The sequence below is a fragment of the Rubritalea spongiae genome (genome assembly GCF_042652385.1).
GTDB lineage: Bacteria > Verrucomicrobiota > Verrucomicrobiia > Verrucomicrobiales > Akkermansiaceae > Rubritalea > Rubritalea spongiae.
On record NZ_JBHSJM010000001.1, the window covers coordinates 2180343 to 2200583 of the forward strand.

Annotated in this window: 18 protein-coding genes and 2 tRNA genes; 11 read left to right on the plus strand and 9 right to left on the minus strand. The window is 46.6% G+C overall.

Going from position 1 to position 20241, the window contains the following annotated elements; genetic code table 11:
- Positions 1-5 precede the first annotated feature (5 nt).
- From ACFPK9_RS09820 to ACFPK9_RS09835, 4 genes are all read right to left on the minus strand, one after another.
- Entirely contained in the window at positions 6-641 is a 636-nt protein-coding gene (locus ACFPK9_RS09820) for a YceI family protein (RefSeq protein WP_377094706.1), read from the minus strand.
- A 134-nt stretch (positions 642-775) separates the two neighbouring features.
- Positions 776-1207, minus strand: coding sequence for a YchJ family protein (locus ACFPK9_RS09825; RefSeq protein WP_377094707.1), 432 nt, complete (start codon positions 1205-1207; stop codon positions 776-778).
- 20 nt (positions 1208-1227) lie between these two features.
- Positions 1228-2121 (minus strand): DUF4261 domain-containing protein, encoded by an 894-nt coding sequence (locus ACFPK9_RS09830; protein ID WP_377094708.1) that lies wholly within the window; start codon positions 2119-2121, stop codon positions 1228-1230.
- A gap of 32 nt (positions 2122-2153) precedes the next feature.
- Positions 2154-2900, minus strand: a complete 747-nt coding sequence (locus ACFPK9_RS09835; RefSeq protein WP_377094709.1) for a VC0807 family protein — start codon at positions 2898-2900, stop codon at positions 2154-2156.
- Between the two features lie 159 nt (positions 2901-3059).
- Between ACFPK9_RS09835 and ACFPK9_RS09840 the strand changes: the two genes are divergently transcribed.
- From ACFPK9_RS09840 to ACFPK9_RS09850, 3 genes are all read left to right on the plus strand, one after another.
- Positions 3060-3884: an HAD-IIB family hydrolase gene (locus ACFPK9_RS09840; protein ID WP_377094710.1), complete on the plus strand. Its 825-nt coding sequence runs from the start codon at positions 3060-3062 to the stop codon at positions 3882-3884.
- Positions 3885-3889: 5 nt separating this feature from the next.
- Positions 3890-6871, plus strand: coding sequence for an alpha-amylase family glycosyl hydrolase (locus ACFPK9_RS09845; protein ID WP_377094711.1), 2982 nt, complete (start codon positions 3890-3892; stop codon positions 6869-6871).
- A gap of 241 nt (positions 6872-7112) precedes the next feature.
- Entirely contained in the window at positions 7113-7631 is a 519-nt protein-coding gene (locus ACFPK9_RS09850) for a hypothetical protein (RefSeq protein ID WP_377094712.1), read from the plus strand.
- Positions 7632-7834: 203 nt separating this feature from the next.
- On the opposite strand, the gene ACFPK9_RS09855 is transcribed toward ACFPK9_RS09850, so the two are convergent.
- Positions 7835-7909, minus strand: a tRNA-Glu gene (locus ACFPK9_RS09855).
- Positions 7910-8117: 208 nt separating this feature from the next.
- Here ACFPK9_RS09855 and bamA point away from each other — a divergent pair.
- The 3 genes from bamA (at position 8118) to ACFPK9_RS09870 (ending at position 12585) form a co-directional block, all read left to right on the plus strand.
- A complete protein-coding gene (gene bamA, locus ACFPK9_RS09860; protein ID WP_377094713.1) occupies positions 8118-10544 on the plus strand; it encodes an outer membrane protein assembly factor BamA in 2427 nt (808 codons plus the stop codon).
- A 212-nt stretch (positions 10545-10756) separates the two neighbouring features.
- Entirely contained in the window at positions 10757-11902 is a 1146-nt protein-coding gene (locus tag ACFPK9_RS09865; protein WP_377094714.1) for a site-specific integrase, read from the plus strand.
- Positions 11903-12363: 461 nt separating this feature from the next.
- Positions 12364-12585, plus strand: coding sequence for a hypothetical protein (locus ACFPK9_RS09870; protein WP_377094715.1), 222 nt, complete (start codon positions 12364-12366; stop codon positions 12583-12585).
- Positions 12586-12951: 366 nt separating this feature from the next.
- Here ACFPK9_RS09870 and ACFPK9_RS09875 read toward each other — a convergent pair whose 3' ends face one another.
- Both ACFPK9_RS09875 and ACFPK9_RS09880 read right to left on the minus strand, forming a co-directional pair.
- The gene (locus tag ACFPK9_RS09875) at positions 12952-13584 is read right to left on the minus strand and encodes a hypothetical protein (protein WP_377094716.1); all 633 of its coding nucleotides are present in this window, start codon (positions 13582-13584) and stop codon (positions 12952-12954) included.
- A gap of 93 nt (positions 13585-13677) precedes the next feature.
- On the minus strand, positions 13678-14331 hold the full coding sequence (locus ACFPK9_RS09880) for a recombinase family protein (RefSeq protein WP_377094717.1): 654 nt from the start codon (positions 14329-14331) through the stop codon (positions 13678-13680).
- 451 nt (positions 14332-14782) lie between these two features.
- On the opposite strand from ACFPK9_RS09880, the gene ACFPK9_RS09885 reads away from it, so the two are divergent.
- Entirely contained in the window at positions 14783-15481 is a 699-nt protein-coding gene (locus tag ACFPK9_RS09885; RefSeq protein WP_377094718.1) for a hypothetical protein, read from the plus strand.
- A gap of 3 nt (positions 15482-15484) precedes the next feature.
- Positions 15485-16678: a helix-turn-helix domain-containing protein gene (locus tag ACFPK9_RS09890; protein ID WP_377094719.1), complete on the plus strand. Its 1194-nt coding sequence runs from the start codon at positions 15485-15487 to the stop codon at positions 16676-16678.
- Between the two features lie 431 nt (positions 16679-17109).
- On the opposite strand, the gene ACFPK9_RS09895 is transcribed toward ACFPK9_RS09890, so the two are convergent.
- Both ACFPK9_RS09895 and ACFPK9_RS09900 read right to left on the minus strand, forming a co-directional pair.
- A complete protein-coding gene (locus tag ACFPK9_RS09895) occupies positions 17110-17667 on the minus strand; it encodes a hypothetical protein (protein WP_377094720.1) in 558 nt (185 codons plus the stop codon).
- A gap of 84 nt (positions 17668-17751) precedes the next feature.
- Positions 17752-18360, minus strand: coding sequence for a flavin reductase family protein (locus tag ACFPK9_RS09900; protein ID WP_377094721.1), 609 nt, complete (start codon positions 18358-18360; stop codon positions 17752-17754).
- Between the two features lie 202 nt (positions 18361-18562).
- Between ACFPK9_RS09900 and ACFPK9_RS09905 the strand changes: the two genes are divergently transcribed.
- The 3 genes from ACFPK9_RS09905 to ACFPK9_RS09915 all read left to right on the plus strand — a co-directional run bounded on the left by ACFPK9_RS09905 (position 18563) and on the right by ACFPK9_RS09915 (position 20232).
- Positions 18563-18637, plus strand: a tRNA-Val gene (locus ACFPK9_RS09905).
- Positions 18638-18706: 69 nt separating this feature from the next.
- Positions 18707-19288 carry a phosphoribosylglycinamide formyltransferase gene (gene purN, locus ACFPK9_RS09910; RefSeq protein WP_377094722.1) on the plus strand — a complete coding sequence of 194 codons (582 nt, stop codon included), beginning with the start codon at positions 18707-18709 and terminating at the stop codon, positions 19286-19288.
- Between the two features lie 89 nt (positions 19289-19377).
- Complete coding sequence (locus ACFPK9_RS09915) at positions 19378-20232, plus strand: ROK family protein (protein WP_377094723.1); 855 nt, start codon at positions 19378-19380, stop codon at positions 20230-20232.
- Positions 20233-20241 lie beyond the last annotated feature (9 nt).

A 20241-nucleotide genomic window follows, 5' to 3' on the forward strand; every position in this document is an offset into this window, starting at 1 on the left:
AAGGATTATTCAGCAGCTGGTTCGGCGTGTAGGTCGAAACGGATTACGACTTCTTTGCGAATGAGGTCATCCTTTTTACCTTCATATTTCACGTCAAAGTCAAAACGGTTGATGAAGAAGTCGGCTTTAACGTTGATAGAATTTTCTGACTTATCAACGGTTACTGGAATATCTAGGGATTTAGTGATGCCGTGAAAGGTAAAGTTACCGGTGAGGAGGTGGGTTTCGCCTTTGGCTCCGCGCTGGTCTTTGATGTTTGTGACGACGAATTTCGCTTCTGGAAATTGTGGGACATCAAAGAAGTCTGGGTTTTTGAGGTGTGCTGTGAGTTTTTCTGAATCTGACCAAGTGGAGTTCATGTCGATGACAACTTGGTGTCCACTCGGGGCGAGGCTTTCTCCATCGAGATAGAAGTGCCCAGAGAATGTTTTGAAGCCACCATCATGGCTGCCAGTTACTTTTGAACCAACGAAGGTGATGGTGGAGGCGTCAGTAAAGACCCATTTTTGACCCGAAGTCTCACTAGTGGTGACTTCTTTGGCGTCTGAGACTTTAGCTGCAGTCGAGTTATCTGCAGGGTTTTCGCAGGAGACGAGGGCGAGTGTGGTTGCGCCGGTGAGGGCGATGATGGCGTTTTTCATGACAGGTATTGATTTAATTTATCGGGAAAGTGGCGGAACGCTTTCCTTAAATAGGAGGATAGATAGCGAAGACTATTCCCAAGATTTATGAAGGGGGCTCATTTGAGAGTTATGAGTCTTCATTGGTTTTGCTTTTAGCCCTTGCCATCGAGGTATTTCCACATTCCTTTGAGGCGTCTGAAGCGTGAGTGTTCATACATTTCGTGGAGTTCGCCGTCTTCGTGGTATTGGGCTGTAAATTCGACTTTTCCCTTTTTGTCTTCGAGACCGCCCTTGCTAGAGCTGAGGATATTGAGTGAGCGCCACATGACTGTGGGCAGCATAGCGTCTAACTCTTTTCTAAGATTTGGCTTACGGGTGTCTGGGTGTTGGGTGCTAACGAGGTAGTCAGGTAAGCGGAAAAAGAAGGCGGAATATCGTGCGCGCATGAGCTGCTCCGCAGTTTTTGGTTGAGCTTTTCCGATGTGATAATCTCGGCAGCAATCGTTATAGCTCTGGCTGGAGCCGCAGGGGCAATCGGAGCGCAGGCGTATGCGTAGTGGGCGGTCTTCTTCAGTTTCAGACATAGGAATGGGAAATGGTTTGCTTATTGCTGGGTGAGGATCCAGACGGGTTTGGTTTTACCGATGATGGATTTTCCAGTGTTTATTTTCCACTGGGTATTGTCGGGACCGTCGATGATTAGATCGTTTGTTAGCTTGAGTTTGCGTTCGAGGACGCGTTGTTTGAGGTCGTTGAGTAGGTCGAAAAGGAGAGTGCGTTGAAGCTGGGAGTTGTGAATTTCGATGTCTTTATGACCGAGCGGGCTGAAGCCGTCGGTGAAAATGTTCCAGCCACCTTTCGTATTGGATTCGAAGAGGATGCCGATCCAGAGCGAGCTAGGGACTTTACCTGCTTGATCGAGTTGGTAATTGGCCTGTTTGAGGAAGCTGTTAGGCGCATGGACAATGGATGCGTCCCCCCAATAGATGCCAGTAGGCTGATGGGTTTCAGTGAGTGCGGCAATGGCGTGTGAGAGATCGAGAGCTGCGTGCCATGGTTCGTGGTGAATGCTGGTGCAAGTGATGGTGTAGTGGGCTGCGTGTTTGAGCATTTCTTGTTCCGCATTTGGCCAATGGATGGAGTTATTGGAGGCGTAGCGGATATCGTCTTTCGGGATTGGCTGAGCTTCGAAGCTAGCGACGAAGCGGGAGCGGCCGATTCTCCATGAAAAGGTTTGAGTTTCTGGCTTAAATTTCCACTCGTGAATTTCTTTTTCAGATGACAGTTTGAACCATTTTACGAGAGCTTGTTTGAGATCTTCTGATTTGGCGATTTTTACATTATTGAGGCAGAGGAATGCGAATTGTGCTTCGGTGGCTGGGCGCAGAGGTTTGAGACCGGTGGTGGGGATTTCGGGCTCTTTGTTAGGTTCAGCGGCAAGGGGCTGGTGGATAAATGGAAGGGCGAGCAGCAGGGCGAGTTGTTTTACACGAATCATTGGTCAATTAGGCATTGGTCAATGGGGGAATGCTAGCGGGGAACGAGGAGAGTTTCGCGGTCGAGGCCTGTGAGTTTTTCAAGGCCATTGACCATGGTGTAGAGAATGTAGAAGGCGACAATCATCAGAGGAGCACCGATGACGAGGAAACCCCAAAAGGTGATGCGGCCGACTTGTTCATTGTATACGGTGCGCCAGTCAGGGTTTGTGGCTTCGAGGTCGCCGAGGAAATAGAATGAGAGGCCAAGGTTAAGCACAGCGCTGATGCAAAAGGAGCCGAAGAAGAGGAGGGTGCATTTCCAGATAAGGCCATCGTATTCTGAGATGCGTTGTTTTTCTGCGACTGATTGTTCGATGCGTTTGACGTCGAAGATGCTGTCGTTGTAGATGAATGTTCGGAAAAGTGGGTTGCTAGAGCGGCGGGTGATGAGGAAGAGTGAGCCGAGGATGAGTGGCTGGATTGCTTCTTTGAGGCCGAAAATGAGGGCGACGTGCGGTTTCGCTTCTGGGCTTTTCCAGAGGAAGATGGTGATGAGACCAGTGAGGAGAATGGCGCCGAGACCGACACAGGAGAAGATGTTCAGTTTCTTATGTTTGACCCAATGCCAAATACCGTAGCCGAAAGGTAGTGCCAGCGCAACGACCATCGCGAGGGTGGGGCCAAGCTGATAGACGGCATCACCTTCTTTACTTAATTTACTAAGGATGATGGTGGGGAGGAGTACGTTGATGATGATGTTGACCAACGGGTTTTCTTCTTTGGCGGGAGCTTGGCTCATGAGCTTGGTTTAGCAGTCACGAGGCATTGGTCAACGCGATTTAGTATGGCAGAGATTTCATGAATCAATTCTTGCCGCCCATAGGTTTTATGGGAAGCTGGTATGGTAGTTGCTTAGTTGATTACTGAGTGGCTGATTATTTCATTCACAAACTCTCTCATGACCCAAAAAACGACGCGGAAACTTTTAGTAGTAACTGATTTAGATAGCTCATTGTTAGATGAGGATTACGGCTATGATGGTGCGAAAGAGGCGATTCGAGAGTTAAAAGAGCATGGCTTCCCACTGGTGCCTAATTCGAGCAAAACCTACGCGGAATTGCGCTTTTTGGCGCATGAGTTAGAGCAATGTTATGCGGTGGTTGCTGAAAATGGTGGGATGGTTGCTGTGCATAAGGAGAGTGTGATCGCTCCGGAGGGGGAGGCGGATGCTTTTGGTTACATCCCTCAGTCTTCGGGTATGTCGCGGCAGGAGATTTTGAGGTATGCACATGGCTTGCGGGCCAGTGAAGGATATCAGTTTGAAGGTTTTTCTGATTGGTCGGTAGAGCAGGTGGTTGAGCACACTGGGCTCAGCACTGAGTCTGCGAGGCAGGCGATGGAGCGCGATACGACAGAGCCGATTTTATGGCGCGACACAGATCAAGAGTGGGAAGTGTTTATGGCGAAGATGCAGCAGCATGGAGTGAAAGCGCTGCGAGGTGGGCGATTTATCCATCTGATGGGGCCGGTGGACAAAGCGCAAGGCATGCAAAAGGTAACTGAGCTGTATCAGCAAGCAGAGCCAACGACCGAATGGGTGGTCGTGGCGGTGGGTGACAGCGCAAATGACAAGGCGATGCTTGAAGCTGCGGATATAGCCGTAGTGATTCCCCATGCAGATGGGCCTCGCGTTGATCCGAACAATTCTCACCGCATCGATGCGGTTCAAACTGGCTCCAAAGGTTGGGGCGAAGCTATTTCTAACATTATTAAAAACTTCTAGATATTATGGGCGACTTTCACCAACACGGAATTATTACGACACTTCATCAGCTTAATGACCGACCTCTTGAGGATCTGGAGAATGAGCTTGTACAATTTTCTAAGAAAAAGCCGATGGCGCTGGTGCTGCCTTCGCTTTTTTCAGAGTTAGAAGGGCCAGCACTCTCAAAGATTGTCGATGAGATCGCGCAGGTTCCTTACCTTGATCAAATTATCATTGGTTTGGACAGAGCGAATGAAGAGCAATATCGCTACGCGCTCGATTTTTTTAGCCGCTTACCACAGCAGCCAAAAGTGCTTTGGAATGATGGACCACGCCTGCGCAAGCTAGATGCGAAGCTGCAAGAGAAAGGGCTCGCGCCTGAGGAGCCAGGTAAAGGGAGGAATGTTTGGTATATGTTTGGTTACGTTCTTGCGTCTGAGAAAGCAGAGGCTGTAGCCTTGCATGATTGCGATATTACAACGTACTCGCGTGACATGTTAGCTCGCCTGATCTATCCGGTGGCGCACCCTTCGTTCAGTTACAAATTCTGTAAAGGTTACTATGCGCGAGTTGCCAACAATTCGATGAACGGGAGAGTGTGTCGCTTGTTAGTGACACCATTATTGAGAACTCTGAAGAAGGTATGTGGGGCAAACGATTATCTGAACTACTTAGATAGTTTCCGTTATCCGCTTGCTGGTGAATTTTCTTTAGCGCGCGATGTGATTGAGGATATCCGTATCCCTTCTGACTGGGGTTTGGAAATGGGCACTCTTTCTGAGATGCACCGCAACTACGCAACCAATCAGATTTGCCAGGTGGATATTGCTGATATCTACGACCACAAGCACCAAGACTTGTCGTTAGAGGATAAGACGCGTGGTCTTTCTAAGATGAGTAGTGACATTGCGAAGTCCTTGTACCGTAAAATGGCGACGCAGGGTGAAGTCTTTTCGCCTGAGCGCATCCGTACGATTAAGGCGACGTATTACCGTATTGCTCTGGATATGGTAGATAGCTATCACAATGATGCAGTGATGAATGGTCTGAAGTATGACCGTCACACTGAGGGTCTTGCGGTAGAAGCATTTGCTGAAAATGTGATGCAAGCAGGTCACGAGTTCTTAGATCCTGAAAAATCGATGGAAACTCCATTTATGCCGAGCTGGAATCGTGTTCAGTCGGCGTTCCCTGATATTATGGATGAGCTGTTAGAAGCGGTGGATGCAGATATGAGAGAGTTTGGTGGGAAAGCTTATGACCAAGCTAACCACCCCCGAGTTCAGCAAGTGCGCCTGCGTGTGGAGCAACATGTGCAGATGGTCTATGGTGAAGAAAATGCTGCTGAGATCACTTCCGAAATCATGGAAGAAGGTGGACTTACAGAAGCTGCTGTAGAAGTGCACAATGTGGCGGATAAGTGGGATGAGAATGACGTTTACACGATTACATATGCAGATTCGATAAAGCGTGAGGGTGAGAAGCCGCTACACACGCTACAACACATGTTACGCACTCATTTGCGTGGAGTGACGAGTGGAGTACACATTTTACCATTTTGTCCTTTTACATCGGATCACGGTTTCTCGGTGGTTGATTACCACAAGGTGAAGCCGGAGTTTGGTTCGTGGCAAGATATTCGTGAAATTAGCAATGACTTCACAGTGATGGCAGATCTGGTGATTAACCATTGCTCAAGTGAATCGGAATGGTTTAAGAATTTCAAAGAGGGTAGAGATCCTGGCTCGGATTATTTTGTGTTAGGAGAAGATTACGAGGATGTCTCACAGGTGGTTCGTCCGAGGCCGCATCCGCTGTTGACTCCGGTAGAGACCGCTGATGGAGTGAAGGAGGTCTGGTGTACTTTTAGTGCAGACCAAGTGGATCTGAATTTCCGCAATCCGAAGGTGTTAATTGAATTTATCCGGGTGATTCGCCGTTATCTAGCAGAAGGGGTCAAAGTGTTCCGCTTGGATGCGATCGCGTTCTTGTGGAAAGAGTCTGGAACGAGCTGTGTGCATTTAGATCAGACGCATGAGATTATTAAATTACTGCGACTTGTTTTAGAAACGCTCGAGCCAGAAGCAGTGATTATTACCGAGACTAATGTGCCGAACAAAGAGAATCTTTCATACTTCGGCAATGATAACGAGGCTCACATGATCTATAATTTCTCGCTGCCGCCGCTATTGGTGAATACAATGCTGAGCGGTGATTGTACGCACTTGAAGACATGGATGATGTCGATGCCTCCAGCGCGCCGCGGCCGTTCGTATTTCAACTTCATCGCATCACATGATGGCATAGGCTTGCGTCCAGCGGAAGGTTTGCTTTCAGATGATGAATTGAAGGGGCTGACTGATACGCTATGCTCCTTCGGTGGGGAGATTTCGATGCGCAAGATGCCCGATGGTCAGTTGAAACCATACGAGGCTAACATTTCGCTGTTTAGTGCCTTGGCCGGTAAAATTGGAGGCTCGAGGGACCAGTGGCAGGTGGAGCGATTTCTCTGCGCGCACACAATCATGCTAGCCTTAGAAGGTGTTCCAGCATTTTACATTCACAGCTTGTTAGGTACTGAAAATGATACACAAGGAGTGGCTGAGAGTGGTGAGTTGAGAGCGATCAATCGACACAAATGGGATGCCGAAGAACTCAAGCAGAAGCTTGAAGATTCGAGTCTCCATCATGGCAAGGTGTTTGATTCCCTGAGGGAGTTAATCAAGATCCGTCGTAAGCAACCTGCTTTCCACCCGAATGCGACACAATACACCCTGCATTTTGGCAAGGAGGTTTTCGCCTTCTGGCGCGCGAGCCTTAATCGTGACCAATCGGTATTTGCGCTGCACAACATCTCAGACAAGAAACAATCGATTCCGATCGTCGAATTGAATTTAGTGGCAACTGAGAGCTGGTACGATCTTCTTACTGGAGCGAAAATTACTGAGGGAATGCAGTGTGTTGAGCTGGAGCCGTACGAGTGTGTTTGGGTGACAAATTTATAAAAAATCTTAGTCATATAACTGCATAAATATGGAGGCAAGCATGTGTGGTTGTAATAGGTATCAGGGTGCCTTTACACTCGCAAAAGTGCGTTCATGTTATCATCCCCCCCTATATGTGGGGGGTGAATTGTATTGCCCCTAGTTATATCGATAGATATTGTTCGTGTAATCCATTTAAGTGTTTGTCTGACCTGGAGCCCCCACAGGAATAATTGTTCAGCAGTAAGTATATTTTTGTATTGTGTTGAACCAAGTAGATGGAGGTGTTTTTGAGATTCTTGTAGAAGGTGAGACTCTTCTGTTTACCATCACAGATGTAGATGCACGGAAGGGCGATTTGTCAGCTGGTGCTGAGAGAGCGGAGGGTTTAAGTTTTGCTTACAAAGAGTCTGGAGCACCATTGTTGACATTGATCGACGATCGTCTGAGTGAGGCTGAAGCCCTAGTTAAGTTTAATAGTGTGGTAGGTCCAGGAGGTTCGGCAGAAGATGAGCTGAATGCACTTATCGCAAGCGATAGCCGGGACGATCTGAATGCCTTCATAGAGGCAGTTAAAGCTGAGACATTGATTGATAGCTTTGCTGTTGATTTTAATTCTAATGAGGAGGTTTTCATTGTTAGAGAGTTTGAATTTGTGGATGAAGGCCAACTCACAATTCGAGGTACACTTATTGACGGGAATAGTCATCCATTTGGATTAGGCGGTGAGTCAGAGAATACTGATGAAGGGGTAGAGTCGATGACTTACTTAGCTCCGTAAGGCGAGGAGTGGTATAAGACTAATTAAAGGTCTGGTTATACAATGACCAGAAATGAGACATAAAAAGCCTCACCGTGAGTGGTGAGGCTTTTTATTTTAAAATGAGCAGGGTATCACAGCCGAACAGTATTCTCATGCCCAAATAAAAAAAGCTCATCATTGCTGATGAGCTTTTTTGTTGATTGCACTTCTTCAAAAAGAAATGGCATCCCGTAGGGGATTCGAACCCCTATTGCCGCCGTGAAAGGGCGGAGTCCTAACCATTAGACGAACGGGACGCAGAATGATTAGCGCTGAGCGCGGGCGCAAAGAAGCATGTCCTTGTGAGCTGTGCAAGATGAAAGTGGATAAAAATGAAATTTCTTCTCTGAAATGTTCTTTTTGGGCCCTGAAGCGAATTGTGATTCGCCTTGACCTTCTGCTAGGGAGGGGTTGTTATCGGCCCTCTGAAATTTCAGGTTTTCTAATTTAACTATCTATTCAACAATGACCAAAGTTCATTCGTCTTTCCGAGCCTCTTTGAGGTATTGCATTGCCCTTTTTCTAGGGATTGCCTCGATAGCGCTCGCGCAAGATTTCACCGATAAGAAGATTAATTCCGTACAGGTGCGTTATGCAGGTGCGAAAACTGTGGATGAGGCGCGGATTCGAAACTTAATGTCGGTGAAGCCTGGTCAGACTTTTAGTGCTGAGAAGCTAGATGATGACATTCGCTCATTAGTAAATTCTGGTTTGGTAGATGATGTGACGATGTCTGGTGAAGAGTCTGGCTCTGGGATGACATTGATTGTTGAAGTGATGACACGTCCAGCGTTGGCGGGTGTTGGTTTTGCAGGGAATGAAGAGTTTTCAGACGGCAAGTTGGCAAAGGAAACTGAGTTGAAGCCAGGTTTGCCGATTAGTGATGTGGCGATCTATGAGGCACGCAAGAAGATTGAGGAGTATTACCAAGGGTATGGATTTTCAGATGTTAATGTGACGCATCGATTGCAGAAGACGGATCGAGCTGGGTTCAGTGATGTGATTTTCGAGGTTAATGAGGGTGAGGCATTGGTGTTGAAAGCGATTAAGTTTAATGGGAATAATGCATTTTCCGATGGTGACTTACGTAGGAAGATGGAGACTAAGAAGAAGGATATATTATCTTTCATCACGAAGTCTGGGCGTATTGACGTCAATGAGTTGCAAGCGGACGAAGACCGAATCCTAGATTTTTACCGGAATAATGGTTACTTGAAAGCTCAGACATCTGGTTTCAAACGGATGGTGAGACAACCGAACGAGAATGGTGATATTGTCTTTTTAGCCGGTGATAATGTGGAGTACGTGCTTAAATCGAGCTCCTTGACTGAGTTGTTTACTGGTGGAGATAAGAGCAAGATTGAGTTGGAAATGGACATCTATGAAGGTGTGCAGTATTCGGTGAATCAGATTCGTTTCACTAGTGGGATGAAAGTCTTTTCACCGCAGGAGTTAATGCCCGTTTTGACACTGAACAATGGTGATACTTTTTCGGCTAGCAAAATGCGTAAGGATATTACCACGATTCGTAGCTATTATGGTTCCCGTGGTTATGCTGATGCTAGCGTGGATCCTGATATTCAGTATGCGAGTGAGAATACGGTGAATATCACCTACACTGTTACTGAAGGTCGTCCTTATAAGGTGGGACGCGTGACGATCGAGGGTAACAATAAAACGAAAGACAAAGTGATTCGTCGTGAGATCCCTCTCAAACCAGGGGACAACTTTAATACTGTTGATGTAGAAACAACCCGTAAGCGTCTCGAAGGTTTAAACTATTTCTCAAATGTGGTAGCGCAGGGCTCTCCATCTGACCAAGAAGGGTATCGTGATATCAACGTGTTAGTTGAGGAAAAGCAGACTGGTCAGTTGAGTTTCGGTCTCGGATTTAGTTCGATTGATAGCGTGGTGGGTTACATCACGGTGGAAGAAACAAACTTTGATATTACCAATCCTTGGAAATTCCGTGGAGGTGGTCAGCGTATGAGCTTGAATCTCAGGATGGGTTCCGAAACCCAGGACTTTAGTCTCTCGCTTACAGAGCCGTGGTTTTTGGGTCGACGCCTTTCACTTGGTGGCGAAGTTTTCTATCATGGAGCTCAAAACCTTTCTGACGAGTATGAGCAACGCAATGTAGGTGGAGCGCTGTTCATGCGTAAGCCAATCGGTCGCTTTGCTTATCTTCGTGGGGAGATGCGCTGGGAGAAAATTAAGGTGGATGTTGAAAATGATGTTCCTGACACTTCTGTGTTCCAACAGTTTGGTGGTAAATTCACTCGTCCAGCAATTTCTTTAAATTATGTATGGGATAGCCGAGATGCACTACAGACGCCACGTAGTGGGCACAAAATTGACGTGGGAGCTACAGCTGTTGTTAGTGCTCTTGGGGGGGATACCGATTCCTTTATCTTTAGCCTGACAGGTTCTAAATTCTGGAACTTATGGTTTGATTCCATTCTTGAAGTGAACGGTAACATTTCAATGGTTGAAACATCTAGTGGAGAGACTCCAATTTACGACCGCCAGTTCCTCGGTGGAGCGAGAAACCTTCGTGGTTTTGAATATCGTGATGTGGGTCCACGCGACTATGATTCTCCGCAAGGCACAGGAGAAGTTTACGGCGGTGATTCGTCTGGTTATGCGACTGTGGAGTGGTCATTCCCTGTGATTTCTTCAGTGCGAGGCGCTGCGTTTTACGATGCTGGTTTCGTAAGTTTAGATAGTTGGGATTTTGATATCGGTGAGTATTATTCTGATATCGGAGTTGGTTTGCGTATGAACCTTCCATTCGGGCCGATTGCGCTGGATTACGCGTTTCCTCTAGAGATGCCTGACGAGCGTGCGGACAAGGGGGGGCAGTTTAACTTCTATATCGATTACGAATTCTAAAATTGGACTATAGTTAGAACTGGTTCAATCTGGTTCGAAACGGTTTCATGGAGTCTCAATCCCTTTAGTATAGAGGATTGAGGCTCTTTTTTGTTGGGATGGTGTTAGTCCAAAGTAGTTCGATAGGATGTGGGGTAATTCGGGAATCTGTCCAAATGGACTAGAGATTTTGTGTTTGGACTAGTTTGGAGGATGTGGCATAAGTGTTCAGTATGGCTGCTAAAAAGGAAACTGGTGTCAAAGGATTGGATTTTCACGGTGCCTCGTATCGGTATCGTCGAATGTGGGAGGGGAAGCAGCGTTCAGTCCGTTTGAAGACGGATGATCTTAAGAAGGCAAAGAATCGGATCAACAAGCTGAATGGGTTCTTGGAGACCTACGATTGGGATGAAGCTGTTGCAAAGACATTGGGGGAGCGGATCAAGAAGCGTGGCACTAAGACGACTATTGAGGAATTCATTCGGCTGTACGAGGAGTTCAATTTGCCAAGCAAGAACCCAAGCCCTGTGAAACAATCGACAGCCGAGAGTTACTTTCACCGCTTGAAGCAGGTGGCGAGCTATGCCGAGATTGAGCACATCGAAGATTTTGAAGGGAAGAGCTTCTATGATATCTGTAAGGTTGGGGAAGCTGCGAATGCTACCCTGAACAATAGAATGAGGGCAGTGCGTTCTCTCTTTCGTGATGATGTCTTGAAGTTTCTAGCGGGTAAGGGCATCCAGATGACGACCCCATTTGCGGATGATAAGTTGCTGAAGGAGGAGATTAAGCCGTACAAGCCTTTCTCGATAGAGAAGCAAAAGGAAATTGGGAAAGGGTGTGAGAAGCTTCCTAGTTCTCAAGCGATGATTGTGAAAATGGCTTTAGGTATTGGTTTGAGGAGGGCTGAGATTGAGCATGCGCAAGTCAGTTGGCTGAGAAATGTAGATGAGGAGTATTGGTGTGATGTGAGCCCTGTGGGTGGGTGGACTCCGAAGAATGGGAAGGGGAGGAGTATTCCGATACCTCCAGAATTGGCGAAAAAGCTGTTTGAGTTAAGAGAGGCTTCATCTGATTACACACCCGATACACAATGGTTGATTCCATGTGAGCGAGGAGGGAACACGCAAAGTCGGTTGTTCTCTGACATGACTTCAGTAATCAAGTGGCTAGAGGAGCAGGGGGTGGGTAAAGATAGCCACGACAATAAGCTCATTCACATGTTGAGAAAGCAGTTTGGAAGTGAAGTGCTGCGTGTTGAGGGAATCCATGTTGCGTCGAAATATCTGGGACACAAATCTATCATCACCACAGAGCGTCATTATGTTGATCTTATCGATAAGCCTGTAGTTGATGTTTTTGGAGATAGTGAAAATTGAGTATGTCAACACAAAAGTTCTTGACTCTGGCGAAAATTGTGTTATAATGCGTGGCATACTCAAATAGAGTATTTTAATATGTCGAGCGCCACTCTTGGTGACAAGAGCGGGGCGAACAAGGTTCGAGACCTTGCTCGACAGCATGGCGAAAATAAGTAGTAGCGACCGCCACGGCGGAGTAAAAAGAGGGCTTCTCTCAACTAAGGAAGCGTGTGAGGAATGGGGCATTTCAAGATATGCTCTTAGATTGTTAGTCGAGGATGAGACGATACTTCCTGTTGTTCTCGGTGAGCGGAATTGGAAATTTGATCCAAATGCGTACTATGACATTATAGATCTAAAGACTCGACGTTGAGCAAGTGGAGAGTGTGCTGAAATGGGATGTCGCATGTGTTTGAAGAAAACACAAAAAAAGTGCGGCACACGTTTCACAAAACATATGGATTTCTGTAATACTATGTATGAAAGATATAAAATCTATGGAAGATCTTCATGGAGAAGACCGTGAGTTGTATCATGCTGATCGTATTCAGCGTGCTAGGTGTAGCGTTAAGCGTTTGTCTGAGGCGTTACTGGAGATTGAGAATGACGAGGAGTTAGAGGAGAGGGCGCAGCGTCGCCTAGCTGGTATCGCTCGTCGTAGGGTCACAAGAGTGATAGAAGATATGGATGCTATAGAGTAGCGCCACAAAAAATGAGACGAGTAGAGCGTCTGACATATTTCTCTACAACCATGCGGTCACGGATTCGATAAAACGACTTTGCGCCCTTGATTTAGAACCCTTTAGGAAGGGGAGTGAGCCATTTGGTTCGCAAGCGGTTCCTGTGATAGTCCGAAACAGGAAGAAATAAGACGCGATGCACAGAGTGTGTCGGGCATTTGTTGGGATAAGATGAGCTAGTTGTAGGGTCTAGCCGCCTCATCGTTTGAGTCTCAGCTCATAGACAACCTCCGTCCGCGACAGAAAGTCGGGTGTAGCTGTTGTCCTTTGCAGCCTTGCTTAGGACAACTGTGTCCTCGTCGCTCTAGAAAAGTACAGGGCGAGTGATTATAAAGACTTTGGCGGTTTATGCCCGAGTCGCTCAGCTAATGCCCTTTGTGAAGAAGACAGGGATTTCCAAATTGTATGTACTCTGAACTCATTCATTTTTTCCAAGTCTCTCTTGTAGCTGTCCTTGTTTAGCTTGACATTGAAGTAACTAGGGTTGTGATTGATTTGGTTCGTGTTGAGCCTCCATAACACGACGAATGCAAATTTCGGTGTAAAGTACTTGTTCTTTTTATAGTAGGACAAAGCGTTTCTTAGGATTGGGTTATCTTCCTCTTCCAGTACCATCTCTAAAGCCTTAAAACAGGACTCTTGATGCATCCGTTCTATGAGTTTGTTGAGCTTACGCCTTGTATCTTGCTTGTTTAGTAACTCGCCGTCTTCGAAAACTTTAACATCAAATTTCAGAATGCAACTAGAGCCGACCATGAGCTTGTGAGAGGTCAGTTCATTTTCGATTTCGAAGTGATATCTGAGATCTTTTTGTGAGCAAAGTCCACATTCTTCAGTTGCCGACTCATGATCTATTGTGTGTTCCGTAAATTTCCATTCTGTGAACGCTTCGGAAAGATTGGCAGCGACTGAGAGCGGTAGAATTTTTTCGCTAACCAGAGAATTATAGCTTTTAGACATGGTGGGAGGAACTTGATTATGTACGACTCCTTCACTAATGCAATAACCCTCAATGAGATTCAAGATCTAAAGAGTATGGTTGCAGGGGGCTCGTCAATGAGGAGTGGGGTTGACATTTCGTTTTAGAAGTCTTTTCACTGTCATTGCATGCCATTCTTTACCAGTGGTAGTTTTGACTCCCTGCCCATTCAATGCCCTAGCTATGCCTGACAGCGTTTTTATCCCCTTGTCCTGAAGCTTATGGATTAATGGAATGACTCTTTCATCTCGCTTCTTGGCGGCTTGGAGGTTCTGAGCTGCCAGCTTCTTGCCGTTCTTTCCTAATTCGGTTCCTCTTGCCTTGCTTGCCTGTAAAGCTGCTTTGGTTCGAGCTGAGATTCTTGCGGCTTCATCTTCCGCCACAGCCGCCATAATGTGAATAGTGAGGCGGTTGGCGTGTTGCATATCCAAGGCTAGGAACTCAACGGAGCTTTCCATGAGACCTGAAATGAAATGCACATTCCTCGCTAGTCTATCAAGTTTTGCGATCAGAAGTGTGGCTTTCTTCTTCTTACATTGCTTCATGGCTTCGTCGAGCTGGACGCGCTTGGTCTTCTTTCCGCTTTCGACCTCGATGAGCTCCGCCACTAATTCAGCACCTGTCGTTTTTAAATGAGCTTGCACGGCTGCTTGCTGAGCTTCCAAGCCGAGTCCGCTTTGCCCCTGACGGGCAGTGCTGACGCGATAGTAGGCAACGTATTTGTTCATGGTCTTAACAGGTAAACGCTGGTTTGTGTGTGAAGCCATATCCTTCGTCCAGGACTACATTTGTAATTTGAAAGCAAACAAAAAGTCGTTTTTGGCTACTTTGTAAGTTACTTTACTGGCTTAAAGTTACTCAGAGTTGCTTTTCGAACTACCTTTTAACCTTTGATTTTGTTTGAGATGTGTGTCAAGTTTGGTAACTTGTAACGCTCAGAGTCAAATTGGGGCTTTGGGTAAGAGGCTCAAGTACCCTTTGGTTTAGTCAGAGGTGCGCGAGGAGTAAAAATTTGATAAATGGGGGAGAGGGAGGCTTCATTGAATATTCAAAAAATGAAATTTATATTTTTTGTATATATTTCTACATTAGCGTGTTGCGTTAAACTGTGCAATTCCTGTAGCGGGAGTTACGCAATTAATTGTTGTAGTATTAACAAAAATGCAACATATTGTGTTCATGAAATCGAATGCCCCTAATTCTTGTTCCTTCAAACAACTCGTAAATCAGTTTCCAGCAGATGTCGCGGCGCAGCTCTTTGAGCTGATTCAGTCTGCATATGATCGCAAGGATCAATTCTTGATGGAGAACAGAGATATCTGTGGTCCTAATGTAGTTTATCTAGCTGGTAATGTGCGTTGGCACGCCCTTGAGAATGCTGTGTACGATGCTGTGAGTCTCAATAAAATTAGAGGTTCTGTAGAATGGCGGAATGCTGGGAACTCAGGACTTAAGTATCTTGATTATAGGGTGGATGGGTATTCCGTGACTTTCGCTCATGCTTCAAAATTAGACCAGCTACCGAAGCATTCAAAGTACCGTTCGGTTCGTGCTGCCTCAATGAAGGAGGAGGTGCTGTTTCCTGAACTGTTTCCCGAAGCTGAGGTAGAGCTGTCTGATGGTGATACAGGGCTTATTAATTTGGTGATGGCATATGGGGAGGCTTCTTCGCGTTTTGCCCAGCTTATTCTTTTGGGAACTCAGGCTGGTGAGACTGTGGCGAGATCTTTCGGTGCTAACATTGCCTTATTCGCCAATAATGTAGACCTTGACGAAACTGCTGATAAGTCTAATGAAGTGGCTCCGATTGAGAAAATTACCTTGGGTAATGTTGAGCTTCGCGTGAATGATGGCGACGAAGAGGAAAAGACTTCCTAAGTTATGGACTTACCAAACAAAAACATAGAATTTATACCTTCTCGACTGACTGAGGTGAGAGCTGGTCTTGGCTTTTCGATGGCTGAGCTGGCTAGAAAGGTAAAAGTTACGCCCCAAGCAATATCAAATTATGAGGCTGGTGTCAGAGTGCCAGATCCAGAGGTTTTGATAAAGATTGCAAGTGAATTAGGCTTTCCTATGTCATATTTTACTGGGGCGCACTTCACCAAAATTACGCAGCGAGGGACTACTTTTTTTAGGTCTCAGTTGAGTGCTAGAACAAAGAAAGAGCAAGCTATTCGTTCTCAAGAGACAAGCTGGATTTTCCAAGTATACTCTTGGCTGTCTTCCTACGTGACCTTTCCCGAGCTGGACTTGCCAAATGATCAGTTGTCTAGAAAGTGTACTTGCTCGAGAATTGAAGAATGTACCTGTAATCAAAAAGGGCTTACACTTGATGAAATAGAAACCTTAGCTGCAAACTTACGTATTCACTGGGGGTTGAGTAATGGTCCGATTTCCAACATGGTAGATTTATTAGAGTCTAAAGGTATAGCAGTTGTTAGGCAGAAATCATCTAATGCAAAACTTGATGCGGTCTCGCAATATGTGAATGGAGTTCCAATTGTGTTTCTCGGAGATGATAAGATATCTTCTGTTAGATCTAGGTTTGATGCGGCTCACGAATTGGGACATATTCTCATGCACAGCAGTGTTTCTCAGAGAGAATTAGCGGAGCCTGCTGTGTTAAAGAGGGTGGAGAAGGAGGCAAATGCATTCGCTTCAGCTTTCTTGATGCCTAGGCGAACCTTTGGGGGCGAGGTATATAAAGCGACTTTGAAGTCGTTTGAATCTCTTAAGCCTAGATGGCTTGTATCAATGCAAGCTATGATTGTGAGGGCTAACACTCTTGGTTTAATAAGTGCAGCAGACCAAAAGAGGTTATTTATACAAATTTCTTCAAAGGGTTATAGAAAGTCTGAGCCATTGGATGACAAAATTCCATTTGAGCAGCCTCGTCTCTTGAATAATGCGTGGAGGCTTATTACGGACAAGGGAGGAATGCGTTCTTCTAGAATAGTTGAGGATTTGAGACTTCCAATTGATCTTATAGCTGGAGTTCTAAATGTAAGGGCAGAGGAATTAGTACAACCTTCGAAAATTGTCGGGCTGAATCTCAAATTAGCCGAACGTTAAATTAGTACAATATTAGTCCATGTGGCTTCAGTTTTATGTAAAATGAGAGAGTTTTATAGAATTACGAATTTTAAAGGTTTAGAATTCAATGTTTTTAAAGCCCATAGCGCCTTAGCTATGGGCTTTTTTTCTGTGGTGAGGTGTGTGATCTGTGGTTGTTTCTATTAGGCTAGGCCTTCAGCCAAGTGTGGTTGTGTGTCGGGGTGATGCTAGACTGACATAGCTCTAGCCTAGGTTATGATAGGTATTGCCGTAGGCGAGTGAAGGCAGGGTGGGGCTTTGCTGTAGTTGACATGAGTACTGAGGTGGTAGTTCATGGTCTTTTGTCTAGTTCTACCGCGCTGGCCTATTTGATTCAATGGTGTCAGGACGCAAAAAAAGACGTAGCTTGAGAAGCTACGCCTAAAGATGAGGTGAGAAGAAAGGGCTCGTTAGAAGCGGACAATAATGCCGAGTTCGACAGCTATGTCGAATGACTCATCGAGTCCGTCAGCTCCGTAGACGCCACCTTGGTAATCGAAGATGTTAGCGTCTTCTGCGTAGACTCCGCGTATGCCGGTATTGAAACTTACATTTTCACTGACAAGTAGCTCAAAGCCAGCCGCAGCATCTGCATAGAAGACTGTATCATCGTCTTTGCTGTGGCTTTCAGAGCCTTCAGCATTGAGGATTCCAAGACTGCCACCAATGTAGCCTACGAAGTTTTTTGCAAATTCGCGGCGGCCCGTGACACCTGCTGAGACCGTGAAGGACTCGAGGTCTGAGTCGGACGGAAGGTCGACACTGTAGGTGCCGAGTTGGAGATAGTAGAAGGTCGATACGTGTTCGACACCAAGACGGAGTGTGTGGAGTGCTTCTTCGGTTTCGAAGAGGTAACCTGCTGAATAGGCTCCGTAGAGATTAAAAGAGTCTACTTGGTTATCGTCTTGTGCCTGTACGCAGATTGTAGTGGTCGTTAGAGCTGCTGCGGCAATGAGTGGTTTATTCATAGATTAGTTAGATTGCTCCTTAGGTATGGAGGGGTGGGAGCTTTAATGTCTAACTGCTTTATGTCAATGGATAGTTAAGAATGACTAAGTGATCGACATTTTGAAGAGTTTTTCGGTGTTGCAGTACCAGTCCGGAGAAGCCATGCGGCCGATTGGTTGGTAGGATCTCTGGTCGATCCGGCAGGAGTCAGGGTCCATAAGTCCGGAGCGCACATGGACTTTATGAACGATGCCAAGGACGAGACGGTTGGAGCCAATCTCGATGGTGCTGTGTTCGGTGCATTCGAGGGCGACGGGGGCTTCCGCGATGCGTGGAGTGGAGATGCTGCTGGAGTTAACCAGAGTGAGTTGGTTGGTGTCGATCTCACTTTGTCCGTATGGCAGGCTAGCAGAACTTTGGCACATAGCTTCGGCGACTGTGGCGTCGACGGTGTGGATGACAAATTCTCTTTGCCGACGGATATTGCGCGCGGTGTCTTTGGGGGTGCCGGGTTCTTTGTTACCTGGAGCAAAAATGACAAGTGGTGGACACGAGCCGAAGCAGTTAAAGAAAGAAAAAGGAGCGACGTTGGTTGAGTCGTCTTCATTTTTTGTGGTCACCCAGGCAATGGGACGAGGGGTGATGACTCCTGCTAAAATGCTATAGGCTTTATCGCGATGTGTGCCGTCGAGGTCGAATTCAACTGATTGCATAGGCTTTGTGATAAGGCATATGTACGAGGAGGCAAGAGTTGAACTGTTCTTTCTAAATACCAATGAGTCGTGAAGGATGGAATAGTACTGCGAAATAATGACTGATCATTTTTTTCAAAAAATGTATACTTTTTCTCTTGCGCGGCGTCTGAGACTATGCATATTTCCGCCGTCGCCGCGAGGCAACACGACGCAAGTGAAAGCAGGAATAGCTCAGCGGTAGAGCATCTCGTTTACACCGAGGCGGTCGGGGGTTCAAATCCCTCTTCCTGTACCACTTGTTCATTAGGCCAGTCTTACTCAAGGCTGGCATTTTTTTTCTCCAAATTTTCACCCTCAGCTTTCAATGGCACAGCCAACAAAAATCGGAGTCCTTGGATCTGGATCTGGATCTAATTTACAGGCGATTCTGGATGCAATCGAAGCAGGTACGTTGAATGCAGAGCTTGTGCTGGTGTTAAGTGATAATCCCGAGGGTTATATTTTAGAACGCGCAAGACGAGCAGGTGTTACTGCGGAAGTGATCGATTGTGGAGGATTTAAGACGAAGTTCCCAGACGAGAAGCAGGTTGAGGTGGCTCATCGTTTGAAAGATGCTGGAGTCGAACTCATTTGCCTTGCGGGCTTTATGCGTTTGGTGAAACAGCCTTTTCTTGATGTGTTTCCAAGGCGGATTCTGAATATTCATCCATCGCTTCTTCCGGCTTATCCAGGCCTTATGGCATGGAAGCAGGCTGTGAATGACGGCGCGACTGAGAGTGGCTGCACTGTGCACTATGTGGATGCGGGGATGGATACCGGTCCGATCATTAAGCAGGCGAGAGTGCCTGTATATTCAAACGATACTGAGGAGACTTTGCATAAGCGTATTCAGGAGGAAGAGCATAGGCTTTATCCTGAAGTCATTGCAGAATTGATTAAATGTTGAATGTCTCCGATTTCGTTCAGGAGGTGGTGGATGAAGAAAGTTAAGTCAGGGCTTTTCTGCTTAGGAGAAGTGGTGCTAGTTTGATCAGTATGTTGGCTGGAATAGAGCTTGGTGGGACGAAGACGGTGGTTGCTGTAGCGGGTGTGGCCGGCGAGATCGCTGAGCAGTATCGTTTTGCGTCTACAGAGCCTGAGAAGACCTTGGATGTTGCGATGGACTGGTTGAGCCAGCGAGGAGTAGTGAGTCGGCTAGGAGTAGCCGCTTTTGGGCCGGTTTCGGTGAATGAAGCACGCGAGGACTACGGGTGTATATTGAATACGCCGAAGGAGGGTTGGTCAGGTTTTAATTTAATGGGGTATCTGGAGGCGGGTTTGAGTGGCGCTGAGCTTGTGCTGGATACGGATGTGAATGCTGCTGTGCTGGCTGAAGTCAAGAGCGGCGCGGCAAGAGGGTTTGAGAATGTGGCGTACATCACGATCGGCACGGGAATAGGCGCTGGTTTTTTTGTGGACGGAAAGTTACTTCACGGGGCGGTTCATTCAGAATTCGGACATCTACGAGTGCCGCGTCACCCAGATGACTCGTTTGAGGGTGTTTGCCCGTTCCATGGTGATTGTCTCGAGGGTTTGGCTTCAGGTACAGCTATTGGGAAGCGTTGGGGAACGGCTGGGGATGAGATCCCCTTTCATGAGAGGGCTTGGGATATCGAAGCTTGGTATCTTGCGCATGGAATTCAGTCGATGTTAGCTGTAACCAACCCAAGTCGGGTTATTATCGGAGGGGGTGTGTCACAGGTGACTGGATTTCATGTGAAGGTGGAGGCGATCTTACGAGAGATTGCCGGAGGGTATTTTACAGTACTGGAGGAGACTAAAAATTATGTCGTGGCTCCGGTCTTAGGGCAGAATGCCGGAATTCAAGGTGCGCTATTACTCGCGCAGTAGGTAAGCATT

Coding starts and splice junctions, on each gene's coding strand:
- ACFPK9_RS09880 (WP_377094717.1), bottom strand. CDS start 14,331: ATGAACAAATACGTTGCCTACTATCGCGTCAGCACTGCCCGTCAGGGG.
- ACFPK9_RS09875 (WP_377094716.1), bottom strand. CDS start 13,584: ATGTCTAAAAGCTATAATTCTCTGGTTAGCGAAAAAATTCTACCGCTC.
- ACFPK9_RS09845 (WP_377094711.1), top strand. CDS start 3,890: ATGGGCGACTTTCACCAACACGGAATTATTACGACACTTCATCAGCTT.
- ACFPK9_RS09840 (WP_377094710.1), top strand. CDS start 3,060: ATGACCCAAAAAACGACGCGGAAACTTTTAGTAGTAACTGATTTAGAT.
- ACFPK9_RS09900 (WP_377094721.1), bottom strand. CDS start 18,360: ATGCAATCAGTTGAATTCGACCTCGACGGCACACATCGCGATAAAGCC.
- bamA (WP_377094713.1), top strand. CDS start 8,118: ATGACCAAAGTTCATTCGTCTTTCCGAGCCTCTTTGAGGTATTGCATT.
- ACFPK9_RS09820 (WP_377094706.1), bottom strand. CDS start 641: ATGAAAAACGCCATCATCGCCCTCACCGGCGCAACCACACTCGCCCTC.
- ACFPK9_RS09870 (WP_377094715.1), top strand. CDS start 12,364: ATGAAAGATATAAAATCTATGGAAGATCTTCATGGAGAAGACCGTGAG.
- ACFPK9_RS09885 (WP_377094718.1), top strand. CDS start 14,783: ATGAAATCGAATGCCCCTAATTCTTGTTCCTTCAAACAACTCGTAAAT.
- ACFPK9_RS09915 (WP_377094723.1), top strand. CDS start 19,378: ATGTTGGCTGGAATAGAGCTTGGTGGGACGAAGACGGTGGTTGCTGTA.
- ACFPK9_RS09890 (WP_377094719.1), top strand. CDS start 15,485: ATGGACTTACCAAACAAAAACATAGAATTTATACCTTCTCGACTGACT.
- purN (WP_377094722.1), top strand. CDS start 18,707: ATGGCACAGCCAACAAAAATCGGAGTCCTTGGATCTGGATCTGGATCT.
- ACFPK9_RS09895 (WP_377094720.1), bottom strand. CDS start 17,667: ATGAATAAACCACTCATTGCCGCAGCAGCTCTAACGACCACTACAATC.
- ACFPK9_RS09825 (WP_377094707.1), bottom strand. CDS start 1,207: ATGTCTGAAACTGAAGAAGACCGCCCACTACGCATACGCCTGCGCTCC.
- ACFPK9_RS09865 (WP_377094714.1), top strand. CDS start 10,757: ATGGCTGCTAAAAAGGAAACTGGTGTCAAAGGATTGGATTTTCACGGT.
- ACFPK9_RS09835 (WP_377094709.1), bottom strand. CDS start 2,900: ATGAGCCAAGCTCCCGCCAAAGAAGAAAACCCGTTGGTCAACATCATC.
- ACFPK9_RS09830 (WP_377094708.1), bottom strand. CDS start 2,121: ATGATTCGTGTAAAACAACTCGCCCTGCTGCTCGCCCTTCCATTTATC.